This is a genomic window from Mycobacterium sp. 20KCMC460 (assembly GCF_022179425.1).
GTDB classification, from domain to species: Bacteria; Actinomycetota; Actinomycetes; order Mycobacteriales; family Mycobacteriaceae; genus Mycobacterium; species Mycobacterium kiyosense.
Genome location: NZ_AP025524.1, coordinates 2,698,861 through 2,723,933, shown reverse-complemented (window position 1 = coordinate 2,723,933; position 25,073 = coordinate 2,698,861). Strand labels below are relative to the sequence as shown.

Here is a 25,073-nt window from a genome sequence, read left to right as displayed (position 1 = left end):
TTTCGTCGCGGGTCGCACGCCCAATTACATCGGCGGGCCGGGTGTGTGTTATTCGACGCCTTGATTTACGGCACGCCGATATGACTATTGCCTCGCGCACACCGAATCAGATTCGGTCGGCGCAGGAATAGTGGACTCCGCTGCAGCGGAGAATGCGTAATTCGCAGTGAATGCGAACAGCTAGTCAGCAGAGCGCATTAATTGATTCGGCGGCGGACGCGTTCCGGCGTCCACACCGCCAGTGCGTCGCGCGTCCGGCGGCACACCGCTGCGCAAGGCTGTCGACCTTGGTAGCGGGTCGACCGTGGCGTGGCACGCTGGCACTGATCTCAACTCCCTCTAACTGACATGGTTGCAATAGCGATGCTAAAGGCGGGCTGAGCAGGGAAAGCGCAGCCGCGGTGGGCGATTCGGTCAAGGCTTCGTCACGGTTCGGCCACGCGGGCGGGTTGGTCTATTGGCCGTGGTCGGCGCGGGGCGGTTGGCCGCCCGCCACCCCTGCGCGTTGCACCAGCGTGACAGCCGGCGCCGAGCGTCACGCCAGCGTGACGCTCCCGAGGGCCCCGCCGAGCGTTGCACCAGCGCGACTGTCGGCGCCGGCCGTCACGCTGGCGTGACGTTCGGCGCACCTAAGGCCCCGCCGAGCGCCGCGGCACGCACGCGGCGCGCCCCGCGGGCCCAGCCGGCCTTGGCGCCCCAGCACCGGCGGTCAGCGGTTGTGCAGCCAGCGCAGCGCCGCCTCGGCGGCGTGATAGCCGCACAGGCCGTGTATCCCGGCGCCCGGCGGCCCGGACTGCGAGCACAGGTAGACACCCGGCACGCCGATCGCATACGGGTCGACCGCTATCCGCGGCCGGAAGAGGATCTGCAACCGGTCGTTGGCGCCGCCGATGATGTCGCCGCCGATGAAGCTGGGATTGCGGGCCTGCAGTTCGCCGGTGCTGGTGGACACCGTCGCGACGATACGGTCGCGAAACCCGGGCGCGAACCGCTCGATCTGGTCGACGATCGCGGCCGTCGCGTCGCCGGTGTAGCCGTACGGCACGTGCGCGTACGCGTAGATCGGGTTGATGTTGCCCGCCGACCGGGACGGGTCGGCCAGATACTGCTGCCCGAGCAGCACGAACGGACGTTGCACCATCTTGCCTTGTGCGCGTTGGCGTTCGGTCTCGGCGATCTCTTGGAAGCTACCGCCCAGATGCACCGTCCCGGCCCGCCCGCAATCGGGGTTGGCCCAGGGGATGTCGCCATCGATCGCGAAGTCGACCTTGAACGCCGAGGAACCTTCGCGGTAACGCCGATAGGACCGCCTGATGCGGGCCGGCATCGCATCGCCGTACAGATCGAGAACCTGGGCGGGGCTGAGGTCGAGCATGACGATGTCCGCGGTCGGGATGTCGCGGCGGCGGGTGACGGTGACACCGGTGCTCACCCGTCCGCCCGCGGCGGCCAGCGCCGCACCCAACGCGCGTGCGATGGCGCCGGATCCACCTTCGGCCACGGGCCAGCCGTACCGGTGCCCGCTGGCCAGGATCATCAGTCCGAGCGAGGCGGTCAGCGGCCGATCCAGCCGGGTGAAGGCGTGCGCGGCCGCCCCGCCGTACAGGGCCCGCGCCTGCTCGGTGTGGAACCAGCCGGCCACCGCGGTGGCCGGCAGCACCGCGCGCGGACCGAAGGCCGCCAGGCGGATCGGATGCCGCGGAATGTTGAGGACCGGGCGCAGCAGGTCTTGGGCCAGGGCGTCGAAGCCCTTGGCCAGTCCGCCGACCGCCGCCTTCCATCGACGGCGATCCGCACCAAGTCCCTTGGCGGTCTTGGTGATCGACTGATAGAGCAGACCGACGGTGCCGTCCTCGAGCGGATGTGCGCAGTCGATCTCCGGCCACTTCCACGTCAGCCCGTAACTCTCGAGTCCGATCTCCTTCCAGAACGGGGAGCCCACGCCGAGCGGATGAAACGCCGAGCAGTGGTCGTGGACGACGCCGGGCACCGTCAATTCACCCGAGCGCACGCCTCCCCCGATGGTGTCCTGCGCCTCGAGCACCTGCACGTCGACGCCCTGGCGGGCCAGGTGGATTGCGGCGGCCAGCCCGTTGGGCCCGGCGCCGACGACGACAGCGGTCGTCATGCCGGCACAGCGCGCAGCGACCTGACGGGAACCGGGAATTCGTCGCCGGGTTCCGGCCAGGGCTGGCGGGTCAGCATGTCCGCGACGTCGACGTACCCGGCCCTGCCACGATTTCTTCTTCGCGCACTTGGTAATCGGCTTCGTCGGCGCCCAGCGCCCGGGACCGCAGGCCGTTGAGCGCACGGCCGTGGGAGTGCATCGACCGGAAGGCCCCCCACCTTGTCGGCCATCACCTCGGCGGTCTCGGCGTCGTAGAGTTTGGCTGCGTCGGCCAGGCGTGGTGATCGACGTCCGGAAGGTCTGGTGACATGAATCCCATGACGGCCCCGTTCCCCAAGTGAAACCAGCGGGTCCAAATGTATCGGGTGCGGCAACACCGATCGGCCGTCGGCCAAGGTCGCCGAACGTGCGCAGTGCGGGAAGATCCAGCCCGACGGATCTTTCCCGACTGGCGCACGCTCGGCGACGGTTAGGCGGACAGACACTCCGTGCGACCCCTCAATCGCCTGGCATGCCGCCCTGGATGTGCGGGCGCCGAGACCACGGCGCCCGTCCGAGGATCAGCGGACCTGATCGCCTCCCGGCAGGGAGAATCGCCGCCGCAGCTTCGCGATCAGGGCTTCGACGGTCTGCCTTTCCCGCAGTTCGACCCGGAACAGGTCGCGGAAACCGAGGACGTTGTCGATGTCGCCGGCGGCTTGCGCGAACGTGATACCAGCCCGGCATTTCTCGATCCGATGGTCGATGCGCCGCAGGTTCGCGGTCAACAGCGCCAGGAAGTACTCGGCTTGGCGCCGATCCCCCGTCGGTGGCTCGGGAAGATAGCGAGGTTCAGCGGGCGGAGCCGGCTTTGGAGCGGTGAAATGCGGTGGAATATGCAGATTCTCATCGGAATGCCGACCCTCGTGGGCACGTACCGCTCGATGCGACGTCGCGCGCAACCGGGGATAGCTGGGCGGCGTGGCGGCGATCATGAGTGAACGATAACGTACCGTATCTTACGGAAACCACGTGTCGCGACGCCGAAGCTCACCACTGCTTTTGTGCGCGCAGCACAACCCGGCCCATCCACCGGCAGACCTCCAGCGCCAACTGCACCTTGAGCACCGCGTCGGGATCATCGAAGTCCTGTCCGCAACGTTCCATGGCCTGACCGACGCGATACTGAATAGTGTTGCGATGCAAGCTCATTGATTCCGCCGTCGCGACATAGCTGCGGTTGCGGAGCAGGAATTCGCGCAACGTTTCACGAAGCCACCGGTTGCGTTCGTCGTCCACGTCGAGGTCGCCCAACACGTCGGCCACGAATCGCCGCAACTCCTCGGGGTCACTGGCCAGCAACGCGATCGGCGCGATATCCCCGTAGCAGACGACCCGGTCACACGGGTGGTCCCCGCCGGCGAGAGCCACCGCCTTGGCACGCTCGGCCTGTCTCAGCGACGTCCGGAACCCGTCCAGGCCGTGCTCGACCCGCCCGAACGCCAGACGCACCTCAATGCCGGCCGACTCGAATGCCGCACGCGCCTGCGTCGGTTGCACCACCCGGCCCGGGGCCGGGGAGAACCACAACCGGGCCTCCCGCTCGTCGGTCGGCACCATCAGGGACCGCCCGACCGCCAGCAACTCCCCCGCCAGCAGCGACGCAGCCTTGTCGAACAGCGCCGCGACGTCGCGGTTGGTCAGCGCGGTATCGGCCCACATCACCGCCGCGATCTGCACGCCGTCCAACCGATAACCCAGCACCATCTCGGCGCGCTGGACATCGATGGGCGTGCCGGCCAGCAGATCGGTGACCCACTGCTGCTGCAGGCCGCTGCGGCGACTCACCCACCGGTCATGCTCCTGCTCGTAGGCGACGATCAGCTGATCCGCGACCACATCGACGACGCAAGCGCAGCGATTCACCAGTTCGACGATCGCCGGAACGCGCTGCGCGGCATCCAACAGCGCGACAAACTGCATCGCCTGTTCCAGGAACCGCGCATGTACCAGGCGGTGTGCCCGCACCAGCGCAGACAACGGCGTACCGCGCTGCGCGGCCGCCCGGGTGTAGGCCAGGGCCGCCGCCGGTGCTTCCAGGAAGGGTTCGGCCTGATCCCGTTCCAGATAGTGGATGCCCGCGACCACGCTCTCGGTGAGGCTGGCCCGCCACATCATCAGCATCCGGCCGTCGTAGTCCAGGCCCGAGATCTGCTTCTGCATCGACTCGAACAAGTCCGCGATGAAGTCCTCGCGGATCGCGTCCATCTGTCGAGCGATCACCGACAGCTGACCCTCACCAGCTTCAGGCACCTCGGGTTCCTTCCGCAGAGTCCCCCGCAACACTCTGCCCGTCTCGAGGCCGGGACGGAATGCTTTGGCCGTCCGGTGTTGCGCGAGACCGTCTACGTCAGTGCGCGCCGCCCCGCCCGCGGCGCGGCAGCGCGGGCCGCAGCGGCTGCGCCCACTGCGCACCGGTCGCGTCGAACAGCCGCCCGATCTCGGCGATATGCATGTCGGCGAGGTCCCACACATCGGGTACCAGCTCGCGGTCGGCGATGAAACCGAAGTCGAGTCGGTCCAGGTAGCTGACCACCGTGATGTTGAGGCCCTGCCCGTCGGTGACGATCGACACCGGAAATTGATGGCACAGCTTGGCGCCCGCGAAGTACAACGGGCGGCGCGGCCCGGGAACGTTGGAGATCACCACGTTGAAGGGCAGCCCGACCCGGTTGGCCAACTGCAGCCGGGACGCCAACCGGACCGCCGAGGTGGACAGCACCGGCGCCGAGTACCGGGTGAGGTCGGCCAGCTCCTCGGCCGGCACCAGCTCGAAGCGACGCTTGGCCTGCCGCATCGCGGCCCGGCACAGCTCGACCCGTTCGAGCGGGTCGGCGCAATCGGTCGGCAGGTCGGCGACGATGGCCGACACCCGGTTGGTCCATGGGTCGGCTTCGTCGCCGGTCCGGATCGACACCGGCACCATGGCCCGCAGCGGTCGATCGGGCAGCGCGTCGTGAGCCAACAGGTATTCGCGCAATCCGCCGGCACAGATCGCCATCACGATGTCGTTGACGGTACCGCCCGTCGCCTCCTTGAGGCGCTTGATGTTCTCCAAAGACGTTGTGCGCATTGCGAATCGACGATGGGCGGTGATGGTCTTGTTCCACGGTGCCGACGGCGCCGACACGCTGGGCAGCGAGACACGCGCAAGGTCGCCGATGCCGGTGCCGGCTACTCGTTTGACCACTGACCCCGCGACTGCAGCGGCGCTTCCCACGCCGCGGATTCCGGCGGCGTCGGCGAGTTGCCGCACGATCCGCGTCTGCACCCGTATCGCCCGGAACGGGTTGCCCGCCAAACGAATTGCTGTGCGGCGCAATAGTTCTCCGGCGCCCGGTAGTGATTCGGACTGCCACTGCGACCCGTCGCCCGGCGGCAGGGCATCGGGCGCGGTATCGGTCACGATCTGCAGCATCAACTGGCCCGACGCCCCGTCGATGGTGGCGTGGTGATACTTGGTCAACAGCGCCCACCGCCCGTCGGCCAACCCGTCGATGACGTAGACCTCCCACAGCGGGCGGGTCCGGTCCATCGGACGCCCGACGATCCGGCACACCTGATCGGCCAGCTGGTCGATCAAACCCGGCTTGGCCAAACGCAATTCACGGATGTGGAAATCGAGGTCCAGATTCGGGTCGGACACCCAGTACGGGTGATCCAGCCCGAACGGCACCTCGACCAGACGCCTGCGCAGCGGCTCGAGTTCGCCCACCAGCGACGCGAACTTGGCGTACACCGCGGCGTAGGCGTCGTAGTCCCGCCGGGGCCGCTCGAAGATCATCACGCTGGTGACATGCCCGAACGTCGTCGAGGTTTCCATATGCAGAAACGCGGCGTCCAGACCGCTGAGTTGCTTCACGAACGGCTCCTTGGGTTTTCGGCGCTCAGTTGGCCAGCATGCCGCCTTCGACGGGCAGCGTGATGCCGGTGATGTAGCTGCTGGCGTCACTGGCGAGGAAAATCAGGGCGGTACTCAACTCTTCGGTGCGGCCGATGCGGCCGACGAGGGTGCGCGGAACGACAGTGGCGTCAAGGTAGCCGGCTGGGAGTTCGTCGGTCATCTCCGACTCGAAGAAACCAGGTGCCAGCGCGTTGACCCGGATACCTTTACGTCCGGTCCATTGCTGGGCCAGATCGCGGGTCAGGCCGATCACGCCGGCCTTGGAGGACGCGTAGGCGGCCTGCGGCAGACCACCCGTGGTCAGGCCGAGCACACTGCTGATATTGACGATGGAACTGCCGGGCCGCATCACCTGCGCGCACGCCTGCGCCATCCAGTAGCTGCCGTTGAGGTTGAGATCGATCACGGACCGGAACTCTTCGGGTGTCTCACGCAGGGCCGGCACGGCAGTCCCCACGCCGGCGTTGTTGACCAGAATGTCGACCCGCCCGAATGTGTCCATCGCGGCCTGGACCAGGTTCTGGCAGTCGGCCGGCTGGGTGACGTCGGTGCGCACCGCCAGGGATCGGCGGCCGGCGTTCTCGACCAGCGCCGCGGTGCGGGCCATCCGATCCTCGCGCCGGGCACCCAGCACCACGTGCGCTCCCGCTTCGGCGAGCGCCGCGGCGAACCCGACTCCGAGGCCGCTGGAAGCGCCGGTGACGATAGCGATGCGGTCGTCAAGCCGGAAGCTGTCGAGGATGGTCATTCGCGGGGTCCTTTCACGCGGGGCAGCATGCATCGTATCCATAAATGTTGCATCTATGCATTGAATGGAGAGAAAGCTCACTGAAATGTATTCCTGCTAATATGTTGCATCACTACGACATTTCCTAAAACGCTGGCGGGTGGTGCGCGAATGAGTCAGACACCGTTGGCGCGTCTACTCGCCGAGGATCGGCGCCCGGACGCGCTGACCGCCTTCCGCATCGCCCGTCGCTGGTTCGTCGAAGGCCGCCGCATCGAAATGCGCGAGCTGGCCGCCGAACTCGGCGTGAACCGGGCCACCCTGTTCCGCTGGGTCGGCAGCCGCGACGAACTGCTCGCCGAGATCCTCTGGTCGCTGGCTAAACCCACTCTGGCGCTGGCGGTTCGCGACTCGTCGGGAACCGGCGGCCAGCGCATTGCGGCGATCTCGGGCCGGTTCGCCCGCATGATGGACCAAGCGGAGTACTTCCGGGAATTCCTGCGCCGCGAACCCGAACGCGCGCTGCGAATCCTGACCACGCGCGCCGGCACCATCCAGGCACGGGTGGTCGCTGCCGTCGAAACACTTCTGGACGAAGAGATTTCACTGGGACGGCTCAACCCGCCGCTGCCACCGCACGACCTTGCCTACCTGATCATGCGGATCATCGAGTCCTTCCTCTACGCCGACCTCATCACCGGCGAGCAACTCGATATCGACGGAGCCGAGCAGGCGATCGCAGCCTTGCTGCGCTGAGGTTTCCTGTCGAGGCCGCACGACCGGTCGCTACGATCGAGGAACTCGTCGGCAAAGGAGCCTCAGTGAGCGAAGACGACATCGGCAAGTTCGACCCTGGCATGACCCAGCGGATGATCTCCATGATGCGACCGGTGTTGAAAACGTACTTCCGCAGCGAGGTGCACGGCCTGGATTTGTTTCCGTCCGGCGGCGCGCTGGTGGTCGCCAACCACTCCGGCGGGCAGTTCCCGATGGACGTGCCGATCTTCAGCACCGACTTCTACGACAAGTTCGGCTACGAACGCCCGGTGCTGACGCTGAGCCACGACATCCTGTTCATGGGCCCGACCGGAGACATCTTCCGCAAAACCGGCTACATCCGCGCCAACCCGGAGAACGCCGCCGCCGCACTGCGCTCCGGCGGAGTGGTGGTCGTCTTTCCCGGCGGCGACTACGACGCGTACCGGCCGACCACCGCCGAGAACGTCATCGACTTCAACGGTCGTAAAGGCTACGTCCGCACCGCGATCGCGGCCGGAGTGCCCATCGTGCCGCTGGTGGGCATCGGGGGCCAGGAAACCCAGCTGTATCTGACCCGCGGCACCTGGCTGGCCAAACGACTGGGTTTGAAGCGGCTCATCCGCAGCGACATCCTGCCGCTGTCGTTCGGCTTTCCGTTCGGGTTCAGTGCCGCGATCCCACCCAATCTGCCGCTGCCCGCCAAGATCGTGATGCAGGTGCTGGAACCGATCGACATCGCCGCCGAATTCGGTGCCGATCCCGATGTCGACGCGGTGGACGAGCACGTGCGGTCGGTGATGCAGGCGGGTCTCAACGAGCTCGCCGCCAAGCGTCGCTTCCCGATTGTCGGCTGAGCCATGGCATCTCGCATCGAGAAAATCCTCGGAGTCATCCGCACCATGAGGCGCGCCGGGATGATCGCGCCGATGCGGCCCGACCGCTACCTGAAGATGATCGCCGCGATGCGCCGCGAAGGCATGGGCATGACGGCGGGATTCGCCGGCGCGCCGCAGCGCTGCCCGGACCGTCTTGCCCTGATCGACGAACTGGGCACGCTCACCTGGCGGCAACTCGACGAGCGGATCAACGCGCTGGCCGCGGCGCTGCAGCAGCTGCCCTCCGGGCGACCGAAAGTGGTCGGCATCATGTGCCGCAACCACCGTGGATTCGTCGAAGCGGTGGTGGCCGCCAACCGGATTGGCGCCGACATCCTGTTGCTGAACACGTCTTTCGCCGGGCCGGCGCTGGCCGAGGTGGTGACCCGCGAGGGCGTCGACACGGTGATCTACGACGAGGAGTTCACCGCCACCGTCGACCGCGCGCTGGCCGATGTGCCGGACGCCGCGCGGATTCTGGCGTGGACCGACACACCGCAGGAACACACGGTGGAGAAGCTGATCGCCGCGCATGCCGGCCAGCAGCCGCGGCGCGACGGCGGCAAGGGCAAGATCATCCTGCTCACCTCCGGCACCACCGGAACACCCAAGGGCGCCAAGCAGTCTGGCGGCAACGCTGGAATCGGCACACTCAAGGCGATCCTGGACCGCACGCCGTGGCGGGCCGAGGAAACCATCGTCATCGTGGCACCGATGTTCCACGCGTGGGGCTTTTCGCAGCTGATCTTCGCCGCATCGATGGCGTGCACGATCGTCACCCGGCGCAAGTTCGACCCCGAAGCGACGCTGGCGTTGATCGACAAATACCAGGCGACGGGACTCGCGGTGGTGCCGGTGATGTTCGACCGGATCATGGACCTGCCCGACGAGGTGCGAAACCGCTACAGCGGCAAGTCGTTACGCTTCGCCGCTGCGTCGGGCTCGCGGATGCGGCCCGACGTGGTGATCTCGTTCATGGATCAATTCGGTGACGTGATCTACAACAACTACAACGCCACCGAGGCGGGCATGATCGCCACCGCCACACCGGCCGACCTGCGCGCCGCACCCGACACCGCGGGCACACCGGCCGGCGGAACCGAGATCCGGATCCTGGACCCCGAATTCAACGAACTGCCCACCGGCGAAGTCGGCACCATCTACGTCCGCAACGACACCCAGTTCGACGGGTACACATCCGGCAAGACCAAAGACTTTCACGCCGGCTTCATGTCGTCCGGAGACGTCGGATATCTGGACGAGAACGGGCGCCTGTTCGTGGTAGGCCGCGACGACGAGATGATCGTCTCCGGCGGTGAAAACGTCTACCCGATCGAGGTGGAGAAGACCCTGGCCACCCACCCGGAGGTGGCCGAGGCGTCGGTGCTCGGCGTGGACGACGAGCAGTACGGGCAGCGACTGGCGGCGTTCGTGGTGCTCGAACCCGGCGCCGCCGCCGACGTCGACACCCTCAAGCAGCACGTCCGCGACAACCTGGCGAACTATAAAGTGCCGCGCGAGATCACGGTGCTCGACGAGCTTCCCCGCGGTAGCACCGGCAAGATTCTGCGCAACGAACTGAAGGCACGGGTGAGTGGCTCATGAACCTCCGTCAAGTGATCGCGCAAGTGCGCCGGCCCCGGCCGCTGACCCGCGCGACAGTGGAATTGGTCAACGCCGCCAACGGATTACACCCCGTCACCCGCAATCCGTGGGCTGCCCCGACGGTGTTCTGGTTCGGCTGGCCGACCTCGGAGGTGCCGTTCGTCTACGCAGGCGTTTCGGCCGTGGACGCGCTGCGGCGCAGCCGGCGCGGCGATTTCGACGGGCCCAAGGGCAAGGTGGCGCTCGCCCTGACGGCCGCCTCCTGGGCGATCCTGGGCGTGATCGCCTACCGGGGCGTGAAAACCCCTGGGCCCGTGCTGGAGTCGGCGCTGACCGAGCAACTCGGTCCGGACTACACCGACGCGTTGCGCCAACTGCCCTCCGAGCTGGCCGGCGCACCCGGCCGGCGCAACCCGCCGCTGCGGTCCACCGTGGCGCGGCGCCGCTACGTCGACAAGCAGAACATCGTGCGCTACGGCCCGCACGGGCGCGCCAACCTGGCCGACATCTGGCGTCGCCGCGACCTGCCGCGCGACGGCAAGGCGCCGGTGCTGCTGCAGGTGCCCGGCGGGGCGTGGATGATCGGATGGCGCCGCCCGCAGGCGTATCCGCTGATGGAATACCTGGTTTCGCGGGGCTGGGTGTGTGTGTCGATGAACTACCGGGTGTCGCCGCTGCACACCTGGCCCGACCACATCGTCGACGTCAAGCGTGCGCTGACCTGGGTCAAGGAGAACATCGCCAAATACGGTGGGGACCCGAATTTCGTTGTGATCAGCGGAGGTTCGGCCGGGGGCCATCTGTCTTCGCTGGCCGCGCTGACCCCCAACGACCCGAAGTTCCAGCCGGGATTCGAAGAATCCGACACCTCGGTGGCCGCGGCGGTTCCGTTCTACGGCCGATACGACTGGTTTTCCATCGACGAACCCGGCCGCGGTGAATTCCTCGAGGTGCTCGCGCGGCTGGTGGTCAAGAAGAAGATCAGCACCCACCGCGACATCTACATCGACGCCTCCCCCATCACCTACGTGCGGCCGGACGCGCCACCGTTCTTCGTCCTGCACGGGGCCGACGACTCGCTGATTCCGGTGCAGGAGGCGCGGGATTTCGTCGACGAGCTGCGCGCGGTGTCCAAATCGCCGGTCGCCTACGCCGAATTACCCAACGCGCAGCACGCTTTCGACATCTTCGCCTCACCGCGGGCCCACAAATCCGCCGAGGCGGTTGCCAGGTTCCTGTCCTGGGTGTACGTGACCAAGTATCTGGGCGACCGCTAGCCGATCACAGGTCTGCGGCGCGTTCCAATTCGGCCAGGGCCGGTTCGATCGCGTCGGCCATCTCGTCGATGTCGTTGGCCACCTCGGGCGTCGTCACGAACCCGAAGTCCAGGAACTCCTGGTAGGAGAAGCAGGTGATGTTGAGCGCGACGTCCATCACCGGCGGACCCAGCGGAACCAGCGAGTCCAGCTTGGCGCCCGCCATGTACAGCGGAAACGACGGGCCGGGAACGTTGGAGACGACCAGGTTGATCGGCGCCAGATTCCGCGACAAGCCGGTGGCCGTATAGGCACGTGCGGCCAACTGCAGCAGGCCCGGCGGCGTGGTCTCGGTGAGGCCCATGATCTGGTGTGCCGAAAGGGCTTTGGCCATTTCCTTGGCGCTGCGGGTGCTCTCGTGGATGGCCCTGAGCCGCTCGGCCGGGTCCTCGATGTCGGTGGCCAGCGAGGCCGTCATCGAGCTGATCTGGTTGCCGACGTCGGACTTGTTCTCGTCGGTGCGGGTGGAAACCGGAATCTGGGCGATCAGCGGCTTGTAGGGCAACTCGTCCCGTTTGAGCAGATACTCCCGCACCGCGCCGGCCACGATCGCCAGCACGACGTCGTTGAGCTTGACGCCGAACGCGTCTTTGACGGCCTTGGCCCGCTCCAACTCGATGCGGCAGCCGGTGATGCGGCGGTGCGGGGACACCGCCGCGTTGAATCGGGTCTTGGGGGCCTCGAAATAGCGCGGCGGCCGGGTCGCCACCCCCAGCGCGGCGATCTGCTGACGCACCGTCTGCTCCACCAGCCGGGCGATGCGAAAGGGCGTCATGATGCCCAGGTTCACCAGAGCGCCGAGCGCGCGCCGCTCCAGACCCGGGATGGTGAAGCCGACGAATCCGATCGTCTCCTTCTGCGGCGGCCGCGGTTCCGGGGTGACGTCCAACAGGATCTCGCCCAACCCCGCCCCGGAGACACCGTCGACGATGGCGTGATGCATCTTGGTCAGCGTCGCGATGCGACCGCCTTCGACGCCCTCGATGACCCAGAGTTCCCACAGCGGCCGCGAGCGGTCCAGCTTGTAGGACATCAGCCGACCGACGAGCTCTTCGACCTCACGCCGCCCGCCCGGGGCGGGCACCCCGATGCGGCGGATGTGGAAGTCGACGTCGAGTTCCTCGTCCTCGACGAACCACGGCCGGTCCAGGCCCAGCGGCGCACCCTCCACCCGCCACCGCAGTTGCGGGATCTCCGGCAGCCGCTCGATCAGCAGTTCCCGTAGTCGATGGAAGCTGTAGTCGGGCGCATCGCTGGGATCGCAGATCGCCAGCGCGCCGACGTGCATGTGCCAGCCGGAGGTTTCGGCCGACCAGAACGCCGCATCAACACTAGAAAGCCGTTTCATTACATGACCGTAGCCCGAGCCCGGCCGCGAATGTAACCAGGTCGCGAAATCATGCGGCTGCGTTCGCAGCCCGGTCGCACTCGCGCGCAAGCGGTTAAGCGTCCTCTAACAGGTCGGGGGTCACCGCCGACTCGGTGTCGGGAATACCGTCCACCTTGGCCTTACGGTCGGCCATCGACAGCAGGCGCCGAATACGGCCTGCCACAGCATCTTTCGTCATCGGCGGGTCGGCGAGACGACCCAGCTCTTCCAGCGAGGCCTGCCGGTGCTCGACGCGCAGCTGACCCGCGGTGGCCAGGTGGTCGGGCACGGTGTCACCGAGGATCTCCAGCGCGCGTTCCACCCGCGCCGCCGCCGCCACCGCCGCGCGCGCCGAGCGGCGCAGGTTGGCGTCGTCGAAATTGGCCAGCCGGTTTGCGGTGGCCCGCACCTCCCGGCGCAGCCGACGCTCCTCCCAGACCAGCCGGGTGTCCTGGGCGCCCATCCGGGTGAGCAGCGCGCCGATGGCCTCGCCGTCGCGCACCACCACCCGGTCGGCACCGCGCACCTCGCGCGCCTTGGCGCTGACACCGAGCCGGCGTGCCGCACCGACCAGCGCCAGCGCCGCCTCGGGCCCGGGGCAACTGACCTCCAGCGCCGAGGAACGACCCGGCTCGGTCAGCGACCCGTGCGCCAAAAATGCGCCCCGCCAGGCGGCTTCGGCGTCGGCGACGCTGCCGCCCACAACCTGGGCGGGCAGGCCGCGCACCGGACGGCCACGCATGTCCAGCAGACCCGTCTGGCGGGCCAGCGCTTCACCGTCGCTGGCGACCCGCAGCACGTACCGGGTGTTCTTGCGAATCCCGCTGGCCGACAAGACATGCACGACCGCGTTGTAGCCGTACAGGTCGAAGATGTCCTTGCGCAGCCGGCGCGCGATGCTGCCCAGATCCACCTCGGCCTCGACCACCACCCGGCCCGCCACAATGTGCAACCCGCCGGCGAACCGCAGCAGCGAGGTGACCTCCGCACGCCGAGCACTGACCGACTTGACCACCAGACGGCTCAGCTCGTCCTTGACTTCAGTCGTCATCGCCACGCGTCGTCACCCCTTGGTTCGTTCCCGACGGCCGCCGTCGATCGGTATCTCCTCCGTGGCCGTCACCGACGGCCGCACCGAGCCGCTGTCACGTGCCCGTACCCCGTCCAGCGCTGCCGCAAGCTTGCCCGGGTCATGTAAAGGTGTACCAGGTCGGGCCACGTCGGCGAAGTGGACCTCGGCATGTAGCAGCGTCGCGGTGCGGCGCAACTGGTCGCGCTCGCGATCGCTGGGCACCCGGTCGGCGTCGATGATGATGTCGTCCACCCGGAACTCCGGCGCGTGCTGCACCAGCACGTGCAGGTGCCGTTCCACCGAGAACCCGGCCGTCTCGCCCGGCTCGGCGACCAGATTGAGCACCAACGCCTTGCGCGCGGTGGTGGCCCGCAGCGCTTGCAGCAGCCCCGGCACCAGCACGTGCGGAATCACGCTGGTGAACCACGATCCGGGCCCGAGCACCACCAGATCGGCGGCCATTATCGCGTCGACGGCCTGCCGGGTGGCCGGCGGGTCGGTGGGCAGCAACCGCACCCGGCGCACCTTGCCCGGGGTCGTCGCGATCGCGACCTGGCCACGGATCAGCCGGAACATCCGCGGGTCGCTCTCCAGGCCGGACACGTCGGCCTCGATCTGCAGCGCGATCGGGCACATCGGCAGCACCCGGCCCTTGACGCCCAGGATGCGCCCGATTTCGTCGAGCGCCGCAACGGGGTCGGCCAGCATTTCCGACAGGCCGGCCAGCAACAGGTTGCCGATCGGGTGCCCGGCCAGCGCACCGGTGCCACCGAAGCGGTGCTGCAGTATCGTCGCCCACAGCCGCCCGTAGGGACTATCGGATGCCAACGCCGCCAATGCCATTCGCAGATCGCCCGGCGGCACCACGTCCAGTTCGCTGCGCAGCCGGCCCGAGGAGCCGCCGTCGTCGGCGACCGTCACGATCGCGGTGACGTACGGCGTCAGCCGGCGGGCAGCCGACAGCGTGGCATACAAGCCGTGCCCGCCGCCGAGGGCGACGATGCTCTGATTCGCCGGGGAGCTCATTCGCGGCCCAGATCCCGGTGCAGTACCCGCACCGCCAGTTGCGGGTCCGCCCCCAGTAGTCCCATCAGGGCCTCCGCGATCGCCACGCTGCGGTGCTTGCCCCCCGTGCACCCGACCGCCACCGTCATATAGCGCTTGCCCTCCCGTCGGTAGCCGTCGACCACCAGCGCCAGCAACCGGTGATAGGTCTGCAGGAACTCAGCCGCGCCGGGCTGACTCAGCACGTAGTCGCGCACCGGGGCATGCTGGCCGGTCAGCGGCCGTAGCTCGTCCACCCAGTGCGGGTTGGGCAGGAAACGCACATCCATCACCATGTCGGCGTCCATCGGCAGGCCGTACTTGAACCCGAAGGATTCGACGGTGACGCTGGTGGTCGCGGTGGCGGTGCCGCCGAAAGCGCGCTCGATGCTCTCCCGCAGCCCGCGCACCGACAGCGTCGAGGTGTCGATGATCAGGTCGGCGGTCGCGCGTACCGGCGCCAGCATCCGGCGCTCGGCGGCGATGCCCTCGGCCAGGGTCTGCTCGCCTTGCAGCGGGTGGCTGCGGCGGTTGTTCTCGTAGCGGCGCACCAGCATGTCGTCGGACGCCTCCATGAACACCACGCGCGGGGTGATGTTGCGGGTGGCCAGCTCGGTGCGGACCTCGTCGAGGTCGCCGGTGAACCCGCGGGAGCGCACGTCCATGACGACGGCCAGCTGGGTGATCCGCGACCCGGCCGCCAACCCGAAATCGACCATGCGGGTGATCAACTGGGGTGGCAGGTTGTCCGCGACGTACCAGCCGAGGTCTTCGAGCACCTTCGCGGCGGTGCCGCGGCCCGCGCCCGACAAGCCGGTCACCAGGACTACGTCGATGCCCGCCGGGGCGTCCTCGCCGTTGGTCATCCGGCGGCTCCGGGTGGGTCCGGCCGTAGCGCTTCCAAGACGGCGGTGGCGGTGGCCACGCCGATACCGGGGACGGCGGTGATCTGGTCGACGGTGGCCTCCTTGAGGCGGGCTATCGATCCGAAGTGGGTGACCAGCGCCTTGCGCCGGTGCTCGCCGAGGCCGGGAACCGCGTCGAGCGCCGAGGCCGTCATCCGCTTGGATCGCTTGCTGCGATGGTAGGCGATGGCGAATCGGTGGGCCTCGTCGCGCACCCGCTGCAGCAGGTAAAGGCCCTCGCTGTTGCGCGGCATGATGATCGGGTCTGGTTCCGAGGGCACCCAGATCTCCTCGAGCCGCTTGGCCAGACCGATCACCGCGACGTCGGTGATGCCCAGCTCGTCGAGCACCGCACTGGCCGCGTTGACCTGCGGCGCGCCGCCGTCGACGACGTAGAGGTTGGGCGGGTAGGCGAATCGTCGTGACTTCCCTTCCGGGGAAAGCATATTCGGGTCGCTCTGATCACTGAGATGCCGCAGGAAGCGGCGCCGGGTCACTTCGGCGATGGAGGCGACGTCGTCCGAGCGGCCCTGACCCGCGGCCTCGCGGATGCCGAAATGGCGGTAGTCCGACTTGCGCGGCAGGCCATCCTCGAACACCACCAGCGAGCCCACCACGTCGGTGCCCTGCACATGGCTGATGTCGACGCACTCGATACGCAGCGGGGCGTCCGCCAGCCCGAGGGCCTCCTGAATATTCTGCAGCGCAGCGGATCTGGCGTTGAAATCGCCTGCTCGCTTCAGCTTGTGTTGTTGCAGAGCCTCTTTCGCGTTGCGTTCCACGGTTTCGGCCAGGGCGCGCTTGTCGCCGCGGCGCGGCACCCGCAATGCGACGCGGGACCCGCGCAACCCGGACAGCCAGTCGGCCAGTTCGTCGTGGTTGGACGGCAGGCAGGGCACCAGCACCTCGCGCGGCACCGGGTTGACGGATTCGTCTGCGGCGCCGTCTAATTCGGCCTGATCGCCGTAGAACTGGGTGAGGAACTGTTCCACCAGCTGTTCCTCGCCGGACTCGCTCGGGTCGCCGGGCTTCTCGACGATCCAGCCGCGCTGGCCGCGCACCCGGCCGCCTCGGACGTGGAACACCTGAACCGCGGCCTCGAGCTCGTCGTCGGCGAAGGCCACCACGTCGGCGTCGGTGCCGTCGCCGAGCACCACCGCCTGCTTCTCCATCGCCCGCTTGAGCGCGCCCAGGTCGTCGCGCAGCCGGGCGGCGCGCTCGAAATCGAGCTCGGCGGACGCCGCGTGCATCTGCTGTTCCAGCTCGCGGGCGTAACGGTCGGTCTTGCCGGACAGGAAGTCGCAGAAATCCAAAACGATCCGACGGTGCTGCTCGGCGCTGACCCGGCCGATGCAGGGCGCGGAGCATTTGTCGATGTAGCCCAGCAGACACGGCCGGTCGATCTGGTTGTGCCGCTTGAACACTCCGTTGGAGCAGGTGCGCGCCGGGAACACCCGGGTGAGCAGGTCCAGCGTTTCGCGGATGGCCCAGGCGTGCGAGTACGGCCCGAAATAGCGGACCCCCTTGCGCCGCGGCCCCCGGTACACCATCAGCCGCGGGAACTCCTCGTTGAGGGTGACGGCCAGCACCGGGTAGGACTTGTCGTCGCGGTAGCGGACGTTGAACCGGGGATCGAACTCCTTGATCCAGTTGTATTCCAGCTGCAGCGCCTCGACCTCGGTGTTGACCACCGTCCACTCGACCTTGGCCGCGGTGGTCACCATCTGCCGGGTGCGCGGGTGCAGGCTGGCGACGTCGGCGAAGTACGACGTCAGCCGGCTGCGCAGGCTCTTGGCCTTGCCGACGTAGATGACCCGGCCGTGGGTGTCCCGGAATCGGTACACCCCCGGCTCGACCGGGATGGACCCGGGAGCCGGACGGTAGGTGGCGGGATCTGGCACGTGATCAAGGTTAGTGGTCGCCGGGAGCCCGGCTACACGATCTCCACGACCAGCACCACATCCGCGGCAGAGATCCTGGTGGAGCCCGCCCGAACACGCTGTCTGGAACCACGACGATGTCGGGACCACGAACACTCGGTGGGAACGATTCTTTCGTGATCACCTCGACCTCAGGGACCGCCTCGACCCCAGCGGGCAGGTGATCCTCGAGGAGGGGCTCAGCAAGCCGCGCGGCACGTGCGCAAGGTCGGACACCGGCCGCCTCCTCTCGCCCTGGAACCCGAATACATGCAGACTACGCGCAACGACGATCACCACCGAGTCTGACGAAACCACCGACAACAGGTCCGCGACAGGCGGCGCCGTCACAACGGCCTCAGCGCGCGTGCAGATCGGGCCGGTATCGCGCCAGCAGCGAGCGAACGGCGTCCATAGCCTGCACGGCGCGCTCCTTGTCCACCGCCTGGATCGCCATCACCGGAATGTACTCGTCGTCCGGCAAGTCGACCCTGGCCCACCGGCTGCCGAGCGGAAACGACACCCCGACCACATCAGGCCATACAATCAGCTTGTCCCCCAGCACATTACGCACAGAGATACCGGCAGGCCCGATGCGCAGCCGCGGCCGGGTCAACAGCAGCACCGCGCCGGCCAGCACGACTCCCAGCAAGGCCATCGCCACCTGGTCAGCCGTCTGGAACACCACTCCGGTCGATCCGATCTTGAGCACCAGACCGCCCGCAATGTGCGCCACCAGAATCAAAACCGCTGCAACATAAGCGAATATCGGCGTCAAGTGCGGACGACAGACGAAATCCCAATCGCCCGTGTCGGATTCCGGTGTCACGATCGAGCGCGCAGGTCGCGCAAGGTCAGCGCGGTGGTCAGTGCGGCCGCCGCCGCCTGCGCACCCTTGTCTTCGGCCGACGTCGGCAGCCCGGCCCGATCGAGGGCCTGCGCCTCGGTGTTGGTGGTCAGCACACCGTTGGCGACCGGAGTGGAGGCGTCCAGCGAGACCCGGGTCAAACCCTGAGTCACCGCATCGCATACGTAATCGAAATGCGGTGTCTCACCGCGGATCACGACACCGAGCGCGACGACGGCGTCGTGGGTGCGCGCCAATTCCTGCGCCACCACCGGGATCTCGATCGCGCCGAGCACCCGGGCCACGGTCGGGTTGTCGATCCCGGCGTCGGTGGCCACCTTGCGGGCACCGTCGAGCAGGGCGTCGCAGATCTTGTCGTGCCAGGTGCTGGCGACGATGGCCAGCCGCACGTCCGAGGCGTCGAGGGACGGGATGTCCGGCACACCGGCGCCACCGCTCACAGCACACCACCGGTCATAGAGCGCCGCCGAATTCACCGGGGAGGTGCACGGATTCATGGAAGTCGTCGAGCCCGGCCAGGTCGTGACCCATCTTGTCGCGCTTGGTCATCAGGTAGCGGATGTTCTCGGCGTTGGCCCGCACCGGCAGCGGCACCCGCTCGATGATGTGCAGTCCGTACCCGTCCAGCCCGACCCGCTTGGCCGGGTTGTTGGTCAGCAGCCGCATCGAGCGCACACCCAGGTCGACCAGGATCTGCGCGCCGATACCGTAATCCCGCGCATCAGCCGGCAACCCGAGCTTGAGGTTGGCGTCGACGGTGTCCTCGCCGGCGTCCTGCAGCTGGTAGGCCTGCAGTTTGTGCATCAGCCCGATGCCGCGACCTTCGTGGCCGCGCATGTACAGCACCACCCCGCGGCCCTCGCGGGCGACCATCGCCATCGCGGCGTCCAGCTGCGGCCCGCAGTCGCAGCGACGCGACCCGAACACGTCGCCGGTCAGACACTCGGAGTGCACCCGGACCAGTACGTCGTCGCCGTCGGCGTTGGGTCCGGCGATCTCGCCGCGAACCAGCGCGACGTGTTCGACGTCCTCATAGATGCTGGCGTAGCCGATCGCGCGGAACTGCCCGTGCCGGGTGGGGATGCGGGCCTCGGCGATCCGCTCGATGTGCTTCTCGTGCTTGCGGCGCCACTCGATGATGTCGGCGATGGTGATCAGGGCCAGACCGTGCTCGTCGGCGAAGACCCGCAACTCGTCGGTCTGGGCCATCGAGCCCTCGTCCTTCTGACTGACGATCTCGCAGATCGCGCCCGCAGGTTGCAGGCCGGCCATCCGGGCCAGGTCGACCGCGGCCTCGGTGTGGCCCGGGCGCCGCAACACACCGCCGTCCTTGGCGCGCAACGGAACCACGTGCCCCGGCCGGGTGAAATCTTCGGCGATACTCGTCGGATTGGCCAGCAGCCGCATCGTGGTGGCCCGGTCGGAGGCCGAAATCCCGGTTCCCACACCGATTCTGGCGTCCACGGTGACGGTGTAGGCGGTGCCGTGCTTGTCCTGGTTGACCGCGTACATCGGCAACAGGCCGAGGCGGTCACAGATCGGGCCGTCCAGCGGTACACACAGATAGCCCGAGGTGTAGCGCACCATGAACGCAACCAGCTCCGGGGTGGCCTTCTCGGCCGCGAAGATCAGGTCGCCCTCGTTCTCGCGTTCCTCGTCGTCGATGACGACAACGGCCTTGCCCGCCGCAATGTCGGCAACCGCCCGTTCGACGGAGTCCAACCTCGTCATCGTTGCTACCTTGCTGTCGGCGCTGTCCTAGCTGAAGAGCCCACCGGAGCCCTCGTGCTGCATTCAGTATGAACCACTACTTCAGCTCAGTTATTGCCCCTGCTTGTTCAGTGGGACATGCAACAGCCGCTCCACATACTTGGCGATCACGTCGACCTCCAGGTTGACCTGGGTTCCCACCGGCGCCGACCCCAGCGTGGTCAGCTCCCGCGTGGTCGGAATCAGCGAGACCTCGAACCAGTCGCGGGGCTGGTCGCCGAGGCCCGAGACGGTCAACGAGATGCCGTCGACGGTGATCGACCCCTTCTCCACCACATAGCGGGCGACCGTCGCCGGCATTTCGACGCGCACCACTTCCCAGTGCTCAGAAGGTGTGCGAGCGACGATCTCACCGGTCCCGTCCACATGGCCCTGCACGATGTGTCCACCCAACCGGCTGTTGATCGCGGCCGCGCGCTCCAGATTCACCCGGCTGCCGGGTCGCAGCCCGCCCAGGTTGGAGCGGTTCAGCGTCTCGGCCATCACGTCGGCACTGAACTGTCCGTCGGCCAGCACATCGACCACGGTGAGGCACACCCCGTTGACGGCGATCGAGTCGCCGTGGCCGGCGTCGGCGGTGACAGTGGGGCCCCGGATGATCAGCCGCGCCGCGTCGACCAGGGCGTCGCGGCCCGTCACCTCGCCCAGTTCCTCGACAATTCCGGTGAACATCGCACCAGGTTAATAAGTACGGCGGCCCTTGGGCACCCGCCTGGGTCCCAGGTCCACACATGCGCACCCTCTACGATGCTGGGTATGCAAACCCCCCGCCGGCTTATGGCTGTCCTTGCTGCGTTGAGCATCGCGACCACGCTGGTCGCCGGGTGCTCGATCAGCAAGAAGGCCAAAGGTGGTCCGCTGCCTGACGGGAAGACGCTGGTCACCCAATCCGCCGAAGTCACCAAAGGCGTCAAGAGCGCACACCTGGTCCTGACGGTCAACGGCAAAATTACGGGGCTGCCCCTTAAAACGCTCACCGGCGATCTGACCACCACCCCGACCACCGCGGGCAAGGGGACCGCCAGAATCATCATCATCGGCAGCGAGATAGAAGCCGACTTCGTGATTCTGGACGGCGAGCTTTACACCACCGCTCTCACCCCGGGTAAATGGGACGACGTGGGCAAGATCGACGAACTTCTGCATTACGACCCGTCGGCAATCCTGAACCCCGACACGGGCGTCGCCAACATCCTGGCCAACCTCAACGATCCGAAGGCGCAGGGCCGCGACACGATCAACGGGCAGAGCGCGGTTCGCGTCAGCGGAAACGTCAACGCCGACGTCGTGAACAAGCTCGCACCACTGGGCGCGACGGGATCGACTCCGACCACAGTCTGGATCCAGGAGACCGGTGATCACCAGCTCGCGCAGGTCATGCTCGACAAGGGTTCCGGTAATTCGATCCAGATGACGCTGTCGAACTGGAACCAGCCCGTCCAGGTCACGAAGCCGGGGAACTGATGACGATGCGAGCAGGACGCCGAATAGCAATCAGCGCGGGCAGCCTTGCGGTGCTGCTAGGTGCGCTCGACACCTACGTCGTGGTCACGATCATGCGCGACATCATGGGCAGTGTCGGTATTCCGGTCAATCAGCTGCAGCGAATCACCTGGATAGTCACGCTGTACCTGCTGGGGTATATCGCCGCGATGCCGCTGCTGGGTCGGGCGTCGGACCGGTTCGGGCGCAAGTTCGTCCTGCAATCCAGCTTGGCGTTGTTCATCGTCGGTTCGGTGCTCACCGCGATGTCGGTGAAACTGGGCAACTGGAACCCGGAGTTCGGCGATTACATGGTCGATCCCGATCCCAACCGCGCATTCCACTACTTGATCGCCGGGCGAACCATCCAGGGCATCGCCAGCGGTGCCCTGCTGCCGGTCACACTGGCGCTGGGCGCCGACCTGTGGGCTGAACGGAATCGGGCCGGCGTGCTCGGCGGTATCGGCGCCGCCCAGGAACTCGGCAGCGTGCTGGGTCCGCTGTACGGCATCTTCATCGTGTGGCTGTTGCACGACTGGCGCGACGTGTTCTGGGTCAACGTGCCGCTCACCTTGATCGCGATGGTGATGATCCACTTCAGCCTGCCGTCGCACGAACGCAGTGCGAAGCGGGAGAAGATCGATATCACCGGCGGTTTGCTGTTGGCGCTCGCGCTGGGTCTGGCGGTGATCGGTCTGTACAACCCCAAACCGGACGGCAAAGAGGTGTTGCCCTCTTACGGCCCACCGCTGGTGATCGGCGCGGTGGTGGCGGGGGTGTTGTTCTTCGTCTGGGAACGCTTTGCTCGCACCCGGCTCATCGAACCGGCCGGCGTGCACTTCCGGCCGTTCCTGTCGGCGTTGGGCGCCTCGGTGTGCGCCGGCGCGGCGCTGATGGTCACCTTGGTCAACGTCGAGCTGTTCGGTCAGGGTGTGCTCGCAATGGATCAGAATCAGGCGGCGGGTCTGTTGCTGTGGTTCCTGATCGCGCTGCCGATCGGCGCGGTGATCGGGGGGTGGATCGCCACCCGAACCGGCGACCGCGTCGTGGTCTTCGTGGGGCTGCTGATCGCAGGCAGCGGATACTGGCTCATCTCGTACTGGCGCGCCAACCTGTTGAACCAGCGCCACGACATCTTCGGCCTGTTCACCCTCCCTGCGGTGCACACCGACCTGCTGGTGGCGGGACTGGGTCTCGGCCTGGTGATCGGCCCGCTGTCCTCGGCTGCGCTGCGGGTGGTTCCTGCCGCTCAGCACGGCATAGCGTCGGCGTCGGTGGTGGTCGCCAGGATGACCGGCATGTTGATCGGTGTGGCCGCGCTGACCGCGTGGGGGCTCTACCGGTTCAATCAGATTGTGGCTGAGTCGCCGGTCTCGCAGGGTTCCTACGTACATGCGTTCGCGTTGATGTACGGGGACATCTTCAAGGTCACGGTGGCGATCTGCGTCGTCGGAGCTTTGCTCGGTTTGTTGATCGGCGCACGCACTGAGCACGCGGGGCCGGACGACCAGCCGGTTACGCCCGGCCAGCCGTCGTTCGAACCGGCACCGGCGACTACCGAGCAACCAGGCTGAGCAGCAGATCCGGGCCGACCTGCTCGACGCTGTCGAACTGCCAGCGCAACGCGTGCACCATGCTGGACACCCCGACGTCGTCGACCGCGGTCACCGGTCCGCCCAGCAGGATCGGCGCGACGTAGGCCAGGATCCGGTTGATCGCCCCGGCCCGCAGGAACGCCCCGGCCAGGGTCGGCCCGCCTTCGAGCAGGATGTCGGTGCGGTCGGCCAGCGCCCGGAGCACCTCGACGGGCTCGTGCGTGCGGATCACCATGGTGCGCGAATCGTCGTTGAGCACTTTGGCTTCCGGCGGCACTTCGCGCTTGCCCACCACCACCCGTAACGGTTGCTGTGGGGCCAGCGACCCGTCCGGCAGCCGGGCGGTCAGCGCGGGGTCGTCGGCGAAAACCGTGCCGGTGCCGACGACGATCGCGTCGGCGATGGCCCGGCGGCGATGCAGGTCCGCGCGGGACGCCTCGCTGGAAATCCATTGACTGGACCCGTCGGCGGCGGCGCTGCGACCGTCGATGCTGGTGGCGTACTTCCACGTCACATGCGGCAGGCCGGTGCGCTGCTTGTACAGCCATTCCCGCAGCGGGCCCGCCGCGACCTGATCGGCCAACAGCCCGGAACGCACCTGCACACCGGCCGCGTTGAGCCGGCCGGCGCCGCCGCCCGCGATTCCGTTCGGGTCGTTGACGCCGAAGATCACCGTCCCCACCCGCGCCTCGATGAGTGCGTTGACACAGGGCGGCGTCTTGCCGAAGTGGTTGCAGGGCTCCATGGTGACCACCGCGATACCGCCGGCGGCCAGGCCGCCCGCCCGGCGCAGGGCGATCACTTCGGCGTGGTCGCCGCCGGACGGCTGGGTGGCGCCGACGCCCACTACCCTGCCCTCCTGGTCGACGATGACGGCGCCGACCGGCGGGTTGGGGTAAGTGGTGCCTTTGACCTGATAGGAGTGCTCGATGGCCAACCGCATGGCCTCTTCGAGGCTCTTGACCTGCTCCGGGGAATTCGGGACGGTCATGAGCCGCTCACCCGGCGCAGGTGCGGTGACTTCGCCGCGGCCTGGCTCCGTAGCGCTGCGACGGCGGCGGCCGGATCTGCGGCGCCGTACACCGCGGATCCGGCGACGAAGCAGTCGACGCCGGCTTCGGCGGCCTGCTCGATGGTGTCCTCGTTGATCCCGCCGTCGATCTCGATCACGATCGTCAACTCCCCTGCATCCACCAGCTTTCGGGCCGTGCGCACCTTGCTGAGCACCTCCGGGATGAAGCTCTGCCCGCCGAATCCGGGCTCGACGGACATGATGAGCAGGGTGTCGAAGTGCGACAGGATCTCCAGGTAAGGCTCCAACCGCGTTCCCGGCTTGACGCTGATGCCCGCTTTGGAACCTGCGGCCCGGATGTCGCGGGCCACCCCGATCGGGTTGTCGGTGGCTTCGGCGTGGAAGGTGACGTTGTAAGCACCGGCCTCGGCATATGGCGGCGCCCACTTGTCCGGGTTGTCGATCATCAGATGGCAGTCCATCGGGATGTCGCTGGCCGCCAGCAGGCTCTCCACCACCGGAAGGCCGATGGTGAGGTTCGGCACGAAATGGTTGTCCATCACGTCGACGTGCAACCAGTCGGCACCTGCTACCGCGTCAGCCTGGTCAGCGAGGCGGGCGAAGTCGGCGGCCAGAATCGACGGTGCGATCAGCGGTCCCCCCGTAGAAGGCATGAGCGACACC

General features: G+C 67.5%; 21 protein-coding genes and 2 pseudogenes. 6 read left to right on the top strand and 17 right to left on the bottom strand.

The window, feature by feature from the left end; translation table 11 throughout:
* Positions 1-709 precede the first annotated feature (709 nt).
* From MKCMC460_RS12840 to MKCMC460_RS12815, 6 genes and pseudogenes are all read right to left on the bottom strand, one after another.
* Entirely contained in the window at positions 710-2,128 is a 1,419-nt protein-coding gene (locus MKCMC460_RS12840) for an NAD(P)/FAD-dependent oxidoreductase (RefSeq protein ID WP_236975929.1), read from the bottom strand.
* Positions 2,125-2,391: pseudogene (locus MKCMC460_RS12835) on the bottom strand (DUF3556 domain-containing protein); the annotation flags it as partial. The pseudogene MKCMC460_RS12835 and the gene MKCMC460_RS12840, both read right to left, overlap by 4 nt.
* Before the next feature lie 297 nt (positions 2,392-2,688).
* On the bottom strand, positions 2,689-3,102 hold the full coding sequence (locus MKCMC460_RS12830; protein WP_236975932.1) for a hypothetical protein: 414 nt from the start codon (positions 3,100-3,102) through the stop codon (positions 2,689-2,691).
* Between the two features lie 55 nt (positions 3,103-3,157).
* The gene (locus MKCMC460_RS12825) at positions 3,158-4,420 is read right to left on the bottom strand and encodes a CdaR family transcriptional regulator (RefSeq protein ID WP_236975934.1); all 1,263 of its coding nucleotides are present in this window, start codon (positions 4,418-4,420) and stop codon (positions 3,158-3,160) included.
* Between the two features lie 97 nt (positions 4,421-4,517).
* On the bottom strand, positions 4,518-6,029 hold the full coding sequence (locus MKCMC460_RS12820) for a wax ester/triacylglycerol synthase family O-acyltransferase (protein WP_236975936.1): 1,512 nt from the start codon (positions 6,027-6,029) through the stop codon (positions 4,518-4,520).
* Positions 6,030-6,054: 25 nt separating this feature from the next.
* Positions 6,055-6,819, bottom strand: coding sequence for an SDR family NAD(P)-dependent oxidoreductase (locus tag MKCMC460_RS12815; protein ID WP_238305797.1), 765 nt, complete (start codon positions 6,817-6,819; stop codon positions 6,055-6,057).
* 150 nt (positions 6,820-6,969) lie between these two features.
* Between MKCMC460_RS12815 and MKCMC460_RS12810 the strand changes: the two genes are divergently transcribed.
* From MKCMC460_RS12810 to MKCMC460_RS12795, 4 genes are all read left to right on the top strand, one after another.
* Positions 6,970-7,554 (top strand): QsdR family transcriptional regulator, encoded by a 585-nt coding sequence (locus MKCMC460_RS12810; RefSeq protein ID WP_236975940.1) that lies wholly within the window; start codon positions 6,970-6,972, stop codon positions 7,552-7,554.
* 101 nt (positions 7,555-7,655) lie between these two features.
* Complete coding sequence (locus tag MKCMC460_RS12805; RefSeq protein ID WP_236984198.1) at positions 7,656-8,411, top strand: 1-acyl-sn-glycerol-3-phosphate acyltransferase; 756 nt, start codon at positions 7,656-7,658, stop codon at positions 8,409-8,411.
* A gap of 3 nt (positions 8,412-8,414) precedes the next feature.
* Positions 8,415-10,037, top strand: a complete 1,623-nt coding sequence (gene fadD12 / locus MKCMC460_RS12800) for an acyl-CoA ligase FadD12 (protein WP_238305794.1) — start codon at positions 8,415-8,417, stop codon at positions 10,035-10,037.
* Positions 10,034-11,314, top strand: a complete 1,281-nt coding sequence (locus MKCMC460_RS12795) for an alpha/beta hydrolase (protein ID WP_236975956.1) — start codon at positions 10,034-10,036, stop codon at positions 11,312-11,314. The genes fadD12 and MKCMC460_RS12795 overlap by 4 nt, the downstream gene beginning before the upstream one ends.
* Before the next feature lie 4 nt (positions 11,315-11,318).
* On the opposite strand, the gene MKCMC460_RS12790 is transcribed toward MKCMC460_RS12795, so the two are convergent.
* From MKCMC460_RS12790 to MKCMC460_RS12750, 9 genes and pseudogenes are all read right to left on the bottom strand, one after another.
* A complete protein-coding gene (locus MKCMC460_RS12790; RefSeq protein WP_236975958.1) occupies positions 11,319-12,701 on the bottom strand; it encodes a wax ester/triacylglycerol synthase family O-acyltransferase in 1,383 nt (460 codons plus the stop codon).
* Between the two features lie 94 nt (positions 12,702-12,795).
* Positions 12,796-13,773, bottom strand: coding sequence for a DNA-binding protein WhiA (gene whiA, locus MKCMC460_RS12785; protein ID WP_236975966.1), 978 nt, complete (start codon positions 13,771-13,773; stop codon positions 12,796-12,798).
* Positions 13,770-14,820 (bottom strand): annotated as a pseudogene (gene yvcK / locus MKCMC460_RS12780) (uridine diphosphate-N-acetylglucosamine-binding protein YvcK). The gene whiA and the pseudogene yvcK overlap by 4 nt, the downstream one beginning before the upstream one ends.
* A complete protein-coding gene (rapZ, locus tag MKCMC460_RS12775; protein WP_236975974.1) occupies positions 14,817-15,704 on the bottom strand; it encodes an RNase adapter RapZ in 888 nt (295 codons plus the stop codon). The pseudogene yvcK and the gene rapZ overlap by 4 nt, the downstream one beginning before the upstream one ends.
* A complete protein-coding gene (uvrC, locus tag MKCMC460_RS12770; RefSeq protein ID WP_238305791.1) occupies positions 15,701-17,644 on the bottom strand; it encodes an excinuclease ABC subunit UvrC in 1,944 nt (647 codons plus the stop codon). Before uvrC ends, rapZ begins: the two co-directional genes overlap by 4 nt.
* Positions 17,645-18,020: 376 nt before the next feature.
* Positions 18,021-18,491 (bottom strand): PH domain-containing protein, encoded by a 471-nt coding sequence (locus MKCMC460_RS12765; protein ID WP_236975976.1) that lies wholly within the window; start codon positions 18,489-18,491, stop codon positions 18,021-18,023.
* Complete coding sequence (gene ribH, locus MKCMC460_RS12760) at positions 18,488-18,970, bottom strand: 6,7-dimethyl-8-ribityllumazine synthase (protein WP_236975978.1); 483 nt, start codon at positions 18,968-18,970, stop codon at positions 18,488-18,490. The genes MKCMC460_RS12765 and ribH overlap by 4 nt, the downstream gene beginning before the upstream one ends.
* A gap of 13 nt (positions 18,971-18,983) precedes the next feature.
* A complete protein-coding gene (locus MKCMC460_RS12755) occupies positions 18,984-20,261 on the bottom strand; it encodes a bifunctional 3,4-dihydroxy-2-butanone-4-phosphate synthase/GTP cyclohydrolase II (RefSeq protein ID WP_236975980.1) in 1,278 nt (425 codons plus the stop codon).
* A 90-nt stretch (positions 20,262-20,351) separates the two neighbouring features.
* Entirely contained in the window at positions 20,352-20,972 is a 621-nt protein-coding gene (locus MKCMC460_RS12750; RefSeq protein ID WP_236975982.1) for a riboflavin synthase, read from the bottom strand.
* A gap of 84 nt (positions 20,973-21,056) precedes the next feature.
* On the opposite strand from MKCMC460_RS12750, the gene MKCMC460_RS12745 reads away from it, so the two are divergent.
* Together MKCMC460_RS12745 and MKCMC460_RS12740 are read left to right on the top strand one after the other, a co-directional pair.
* Entirely contained in the window at positions 21,057-21,764 is a 708-nt protein-coding gene (locus MKCMC460_RS12745; protein ID WP_236975990.1) for an LppX_LprAFG lipoprotein, read from the top strand.
* 5 nt (positions 21,765-21,769) lie between these two features.
* The gene (locus MKCMC460_RS12740; RefSeq protein ID WP_236984199.1) at positions 21,770-23,356 is read left to right on the top strand and encodes an MFS transporter; all 1,587 of its coding nucleotides are present in this window, start codon (positions 21,770-21,772) and stop codon (positions 23,354-23,356) included.
* On the opposite strand, the gene ribD is transcribed toward MKCMC460_RS12740, so the two are convergent.
* On the bottom strand, positions 23,337-24,368 hold the full coding sequence (gene ribD, locus MKCMC460_RS12735; protein ID WP_236975992.1) for a bifunctional diaminohydroxyphosphoribosylaminopyrimidine deaminase/5-amino-6-(5-phosphoribosylamino)uracil reductase RibD: 1,032 nt from the start codon (positions 24,366-24,368) through the stop codon (positions 23,337-23,339). The genes MKCMC460_RS12740 and ribD overlap by 20 nt on opposite strands.
* Complete coding sequence (gene rpe, locus MKCMC460_RS12730) at positions 24,365-25,072, bottom strand: ribulose-phosphate 3-epimerase (protein WP_236976001.1); 708 nt, start codon at positions 25,070-25,072, stop codon at positions 24,365-24,367. The genes ribD and rpe overlap by 4 nt, the downstream gene beginning before the upstream one ends.
* Position 25,073: the final 1 nt, after the last annotated feature.